At 42.5% G+C, this 1093-nt stretch carries 1 protein-coding gene and 1 pseudogene; both read left to right on the top strand.

Annotation, left to right across the window (positions count from 1 at the left end; translation table 11 throughout):
- Window positions 1–273, top strand: a pseudogene (locus tag J0871_RS16990) (transketolase); the annotation flags it as partial.
- 41 nt (window positions 274–314) lie between these two features.
- On the top strand, window positions 315–1093 hold a 779-nt coding region (locus J0871_RS16985; protein ID WP_208226395.1), incomplete at its 3' end, for a transketolase C-terminal domain-containing protein.

Raw genomic sequence — 1093 nt, 5'->3', positions numbered from 1 at the left:
CCAATGGGTAACCTAAAAGCTAAATTTGAAGCTTTTGGTTGGGATGTAATGGAGATTGAAGATGGTAACGATATGCAACAGGTAATCGATGGATTAACCGAAGCCAAATCCCGTACCGGAAAAGGAAAACCGGTTTGTATACTTATGACTACCGTTATGGGTAATGGTGTAGATTTTATGATGCACACCCACGCCTGGCACGGAAAAGCGCCTAACGATGAGCAATTAGAAACTGCGCTTTCACAAAATCCTGAAACTTTAGGAGATTATTAAAATAGATTTCCGCCTTCGCGGAAATGACAAAGAAATTTAGAATGAAAACATATACAGATACAGGAAAAAAAGATACCCGTTCCGGTTTTGGTGCGGGACTTACCGAGCTTGGCAGAACCAATCCTAACGTGGTAGCACTTTGTGCCGATCTGGTTGGCTCACTTAAAATGCAGGATTTTATAGATGAAAATCCAGAGCGTTTCTTCCAGGTAGGAATTGCCGAAGCCAATATGATGGGAATGGCCGCCGGTCTTACCATAGGTGGGAAGATTCCATTTGCAGGAACTTTCGCCAATTTCGCAACAGGAAGGGTTTACGACCAGATTCGTCAATCTATTGCTTACTCAGGGAAAAACGTAAAGATTTGTGCTTCTCACTCGGGAGTAACTTTAGGAGAAGATGGTGCTACACACCAAATCCTGGAAGACATTGGTCTTATGAAAATGTTACCGGGAATGACGGTAATAAACACCTGCGATTTTAACCAGACCAAAGCTGCAACTTTAGCGATCGCCGAGCACGATGGCCCGGTTTACCTTCGGTTTGGAAGACCAAAAGTAGCTAATTTCACTCCTGAAGATCAGAAATTTGAGATCGGGAAAGCCGTTCAACTTTATGAAGGGGATGATGTAACTATAATTGCTACCGGCCATTTGGTTTGGGAAGCAATACAGGCAGCTCAAAAACTTTCAGAAAAAGGAATTAGTGCTGATGTGATTAATATTCACACTATAAAACCTTTAGATGCAGAAGCCATAATCAAGTCGGTTAAGAAAACCGGATGTGTGGTAACTGCTGAAGAACATAACTTCCTTGGCGG

It is taken from the genome of Salegentibacter sp. BDJ18 (genome assembly GCF_017579965.1).
Classification (GTDB): domain Bacteria; phylum Bacteroidota; class Bacteroidia; order Flavobacteriales; family Flavobacteriaceae; genus Salegentibacter.
The sequence above is the reverse complement of the archived record's forward strand: the minus strand, read 5'-3'. Positions and strand labels throughout refer to the sequence as shown.